The organism is uncultured Rikenella sp., from assembly GCF_910579375.1.
Taxonomy (GTDB): domain Bacteria; phylum Bacteroidota; class Bacteroidia; order Bacteroidales; family Rikenellaceae; genus Rikenella.
The window spans coordinates 1-5,321 of the sequence record NZ_CAJTUJ010000126.1 but is presented as its reverse complement, the minus strand read 5'-3'; the positions used below and the strand labels follow the sequence as shown (position 1 = coordinate 5,321).

Sequence of the window (5,321 nt, the reverse complement as noted above, 5' to 3'; positions counted from 1 at the left end):
TCTTGTGCGGTGAACCACAAGAAACGCCCGTAGATCCCGCTGACCATGGACGACCAGTTGTAGCCGACATTTCCGACCCCGCCCGGTGTGCCCGAGGCGAGGCTGCGGTAGCCCGGGGCGGGGACAGCAAAAGAGGCTTTGAAAAGATAATACGAAAAAAGAGGCGACCCTTTGCGAGGTCGCCCCTGTGTAAAATGAAACGAAAGATGCGTTCGGAAAAAAAACAGGTCGCGGAGACTATTTTCCGTTCGCTCCCTCCTTCGCCGTCCGCGGCACGGCCTGCAACAAGGCGACCAGATTGCCCTCGCCGTCCAGCATCAGAAGCCGTTCGCCTTCGAGTTTCAACCGTTTGATCTCCGTCAACCGGCTTACGAAGCCGTCTTCGATCTCCGTATCCGGGCAGTACATCCGCGTGACGCCCGCATTCTTGATCTCGATGTTGTGTTCCGGATCCTCGTAGAGGCTGTAACCCGCGAAGAAGTTGTTGCACGGAGCCTGTCCGTAGATCATCTTTTCAGCCGCGTCGAAAGTCAGCGTCACCGCCTTTTCGGTCGGCACCGCTGCGCCGAGGAATTCGATCAGACGCCAGTCGTCCGCTTCGAGATTCGCAATCTTCGGGCTCCCTTTACGGCATGCGCAACATGCGCTCAGTAAAACGGCCGCCGCTCCGACGGTCGCCAGCATCCATCCTTTTTTCATGTCGATGTCTGTATGAATGGTGAGTGAATAAATCTTTTGGTGTTCCGTAATGGCCGGACTGCCGGTTCGACAGCCTCTGCAAAAGTAGCACAAATTCAGCGAGTGCAAAATTCCTGCCAGAGTTTCTCCGGATGCCTCGCCGCCCGCTGTGGTCTGCGCGGCAGTTTCGCCGAAAGGCTAAAAATTGATCGATAGGTAGTTACGTATGCGGAAAAATTATACTTTTGCAGTCGATTATTCCGGAACGTACCGGGAAACAGCTCGTTTTCAATCTATGAAACACATTGACAACAAGATCGTTATCTATTTTCTGTGCGGAGCGTTGTTTTTGGGCGCGTGCAACAAGAGCCAGGCTCCTTCCGTGTTGGAGAACGGAAGCGAACGGCAGACCTATCCGTTGGTTTTGCAGGACAACGAGGCGCCTGGGGAGAATCTGGCCGAAAAAATTCAGGAACTGTCGGTCTATCACTTCAGCAACGGTAAGTTTTATCTGAAACAACAGCTGAAACCGAACGAGAAAGGCGAAATTGCCGTTTCGGCGGCCGGTGGGTCTCGGCTCTATTTCATCAGCGGCATTCCTTTTTCGCTCTCCGGAGAGACCATCGACGAAGAGAATTTCCGCAATATCGCTGTCGGGCGGGATTTGCACGACAACTCTGCGCCGGAGTTTATGACGGCCGTGGTTGACCTGGGGAACGATACCGAAACGCGAGGGGGGGGGGATCCCCGAACTGTCTCGCTTAAGCGTAGCGTGGCGCGGCTCGACATCGATGCTTCGACGGATAGCAAAATACGGATCAGCGAAGTCCTTGTCGAGAATGCGCCGGCGGAGATCTATCCGTTCCGCGAAGGCCAGCAGGCGTCGAAAGAGACGATCACCTACCGGAAAGTCTTCGAAACGGCGGTAGGCGGCAAACTGGAGTCCGTCTTCCGGATTTTCGAAAGCGCCCAGCCGGTGCACCTCGTTTTGCTCGGAAGCTATGACGACGCGCCGTTGAGGCTGAAGCTGGAGCTGCCGACGGTCGAATGCAACAAGGTCTATGCCGTGGAGGTGCGGAACTCCGGCGCGATGATCGAAGGCGTGGTCGAGGTCAAGCCGTGGGACGAGGGCGGAACGGTCGTCGGAAGTCCGGATGCGGGGAATCGTATCGTGCTCGATGCGGCGCGTTCCCGTTTCCCGGCGGGGGTCAAGGTCGATTATCAGAATAACCTGATCGAAGTGCCGGCCGAAGGGGCGGCGGGGATGAAACTTGCGTTCTTGGGCGACAGCCGGATCGATATCGACTCCGTCGAGGGGTTGGACCCGGATGTCACGCTCAGCGGCGTTTCGGTGTCGGAAGAGCCCGACGGCGGGTTCGTCTCGATGTTCGACGCTTCGGTGGCGGCTCAGGGCCGGGGACGGCTGGGCTATTCGGTGCTCGTGCACCTGAAGAGTGCGCTGACGCAGCTTTCGTACGACTATGTGGAGATTCGGGTCGCGCCCAGCGAACATCAGATCGAAACGGTCGAAATGGGCGGGCTGACCTGGATGGCGTTCAATGCCCGCACGCACGATCTGGAAGATCAGGTCTATCCGCTCGACGGCCTGACGGTTGAGGAGATGTACCGAGAGAGCTGGATCAACACCATCGGCGGTCTGTTCCAGTTCGGACGACTCTATATGTATGTGCCGTGGCAGGGATACAATCCTTCGAATAACCTCGGAAATCAGACTCAGGATGCTCCTTGGATACACGATACCCATATGCCGTGTCCCGAGGGTTACCGGGTGCCGACGCGGGCGGAATGGCGGGCCATTCTGCCGGCCTCGGCCCAGATTCCGGGGAACTATACCACGGCGACCGGCGAACAAATTACGGCTACGCTTCATGTCGCGAATGGGACGCTCGTGACGCCGACCGGGGTGACCGGAACCCAGCGTTACGTGAAACTCTCCGTCGATGGGACGGATCGTTTCTTGATCTTCCCGATGGCAGGCTATAAAGGCGATAAATCAACGTCGAACAATCCGAATTTCGGTAACTGGGCTTTGATGTGGACCAACGACCGGACGGGGTGTCCGGGAGGGTATGCTTGGCTTCGCAGACTCTCTTTCTCGGCGGCAACCAATTCTCTCTCGTTGATTGATGAATACCAGTGGCAGATGGAAGGATTCGCATACGTGCGGTGCGTCAAGAAATAAGAGAGGAGGCGTGTGATGAAAAACAGACTGAAAATCGCTATTTTCCTTTTGGGCACCGTGTGGGTAATGGCCGGGTGCTCGAAACGACAGGAATTCGACCTCCGGCAGCCGGGCGAGGGGAGTGTCACTTTCGTCTTCGGCTTTCAGGCGGAGAACGACTCCACCCTTCCGACCCGGGCCGACGAGACAGAGTTGCTGCCCCGGGATCAGATTGGACAGATGTGGTATATGATTACCGACAGCCGCGGCGAGAAGCTCGACCTGCATACGCACAAGTTGGAGTCCGACTTTTCGAAACTGACGGTCGAGGGGCTGAAAGAGGGGGATTATACGATCGTCTTCATGGCGACTGCCAGTCGGGAGCAACAACCGGCGGCGGTTGATCTGCCGCAGAGGCTGGCGGATGTCTGGCTGCGGAATCCGACCGATGCCGAACCGCTGGACGAAATCTACTACTACAAAAAGCTGGATTTGCATGTCGGGCGGGCACAGGCTTCGGTCTCGCAGCCGGTGGCTTTGGAACGCTGTGTGGGGCGGGTCGATGTGGATGTGAATGTCTCGTCGGAGTACATGTGGCGGTTTATCCGCAAGATCGAAATCGCATTCGACGAGGCGGATGGGGTCTACACGGCTTTCGATGCGACGGGAGCCTATTCCGGCACCGGGGCGATTCCGGTTTATGACATTACGGAGAGTCGTTCGTTCTACTCGTTGCCGAGTCGGAAGGCGTTGTCGGGGGTCGTCACGATCGAATCGGAACGCAGCGACGGGATGCCGTTCGTGCGCAAATACCGTTTCTCGGGCTGTCGGATCGAGGCGGGGCGGGTGGCGCATATCCGGATAGATTATCAGCATCCGGAGAGTCGGGAAGGGTTGCTTTATGTGCGTGAAAACGACTTGTCGCGGTTCGAAACCGATACCATGTTCCTGGCGGATGAACCGCGGGAGGTGTTTTATAATGCGGGGCGGCGCTCGTTCTATCCGAATGCTCCGTTACAGGTTTCGGTGGCGGGGGATCATCGGTTGCTGGTCAAGTTCTTCTCGCCGATCGCGATTCGGGATGTGAAAATCCTGTGCCGGTTCAATAAGTTCAGTCCGGAATTCGTCGAGTTGGCGCAATTCGATCTGATTTATCCGTTCATGGAGGCTTCGTTCCCGTTGCCGGTGGTCAGCTCGGAGCGCACGTTCACGACGGCGTCCGGCCGGAAAATCGTGGTGCCGGCTCAACCGGATCTCTCTGGTGAAGATGTCTCGCTGGTCATTCAGACGGAGGATCCGTTCATGAAGAAAATCGAACGGATCGACAGCCGGTGGTATATTCGGTTTTCGGCCTATTCGGCGGATGCGGGACATGCTTATTGGCGGCATATGAATCCGTTGCTGTGTCGGCATGGGGTGGCTTTGGCGCTCAATATGGCCTTTATGTTCGCGTCCGAGGAGTTCAATACCGAGATGGAGAAGTACGATGGGCGGCTGCTGGACAACGGTCGGAATCCGATTGATCTCGATCAGTTGCGGCAACGGATTCGCAGCCATGGGGGGCTTTCGCTTGGTTGTGTGTCGGGGGTCGGCGGCTTGGGGGGCGGACAGACTTATGGATTGGCGAACTATTGTTATACGGGGGTCTATTTCGATGCGACGTCTCCGAACAGCCATCCGCATAGTTATCCGCGTCAGGCGATGTTCCACGAATATGGGCATTGTCTGGGGTATAGCCACTCCAGTACGATGACTTACGGGGATCAGTGGACGGTGCTTTGTGCGACGGTTTTCGTGCAGATGGGGAAAGACGGGAAGTTGCCCGTTTGTTCGAAGGATGCGGTGGGCAACTTGCCGATGTAGAGTTGCCGGATGTAAGTTTTCGGAGGCCTGATGCAGGTCTGAGAACCAGGGCGCCTGACGCATTAGCGTCGGGCGCCCTGTATTGTAGGAGTCTTTTTCAATGAGTTGGGCTGTCGGTAACTTGAGGATGCGCAGCATCCGTCTAAAGTTTTTTTTGTTCTCTTTGTTCACAACCGACGCTGCCAGCGAGAGCAATGCAAACGCAGTTTGCAAATTGCCGAGCGGCGAGGGGGAAGGCGAAGCCAGCGAGAACAGTTCCAGCCGGGGCAGTGATCAGATCGCGCGCCGCCGCCTAAATAGGGAAATCGTCAAAATGCGCTTGCGCGTTTTGACAAGATTTCCCCAGGCGCGCGAAAAAAGAATTGTGCACGAAATCCGTCGCCCGCCCGCCTAAAAAGGGATTTCGCTCATTTTGCGAGAGCAAAATCGAGATGAAATCCCAGCGGGTGACGGGAATGTGGCGGAGCGATAGCGGAGCCGCAGTGAGGCGGACATGGGGCGGAGAACTAGGGCGAGCTTTGGGGCGTGCTCGTTCTTCGGGCGCGAAAACCGTAATCGGTTTTCGCGCCGCGCTGGGCCGAGCTGTTGGTCGTGCTTT

At 56.8% G+C, this 5,321-nt stretch carries 4 protein-coding genes; 2 read left to right on the top strand and 2 right to left on the bottom strand.

Annotated elements, in window-relative coordinates:
- Positions 1 to 237: 237 nt before the first annotated feature.
- Positions 238 to 699 (bottom strand): META domain-containing protein, encoded by a 462-nt coding sequence (locus QZ302_RS08340; RefSeq protein ID WP_294594396.1) that lies wholly within the window; start codon positions 697 to 699, stop codon positions 238 to 240.
- 274 nt (positions 700 to 973) lie between these two features.
- On the opposite strand from QZ302_RS08340, the gene QZ302_RS08335 reads away from it, so the two are divergent.
- Positions 974 to 2,881, top strand: a complete 1,908-nt coding sequence (locus QZ302_RS08335; RefSeq protein WP_294594394.1) for an FISUMP domain-containing protein — start codon at positions 974 to 976, stop codon at positions 2,879 to 2,881.
- Between the two features lie 15 nt (positions 2,882 to 2,896).
- Entirely contained in the window at positions 2,897 to 4,723 is a 1,827-nt protein-coding gene (locus QZ302_RS08330; RefSeq protein ID WP_294594392.1) for a hypothetical protein, read from the top strand.
- A gap of 292 nt (positions 4,724 to 5,015) precedes the next feature.
- Here QZ302_RS08330 and QZ302_RS08325 read toward each other — a convergent pair.
- Positions 5,016 to 5,321: hypothetical protein (locus QZ302_RS08325; protein WP_294594391.1), on the bottom strand; the 306-nt coding region annotated here is incomplete at its 5' end.

What these genes read in the sequence shown, in the direction of transcription:
- QZ302_RS08340 (WP_294594396.1), bottom strand. Translation starts at nt 699, where the DNA reads ATGAAAAAAGGATGGATGCTGGCGACCGTCGGAGCGGCGGCCGTTTTA.
- QZ302_RS08335 (WP_294594394.1), top strand. Translation starts at nt 974, where the DNA reads ATGAAACACATTGACAACAAGATCGTTATCTATTTTCTGTGCGGAGCG.
- QZ302_RS08330 (WP_294594392.1), top strand. Translation starts at nt 2,897, where the DNA reads ATGAAAAACAGACTGAAAATCGCTATTTTCCTTTTGGGCACCGTGTGG.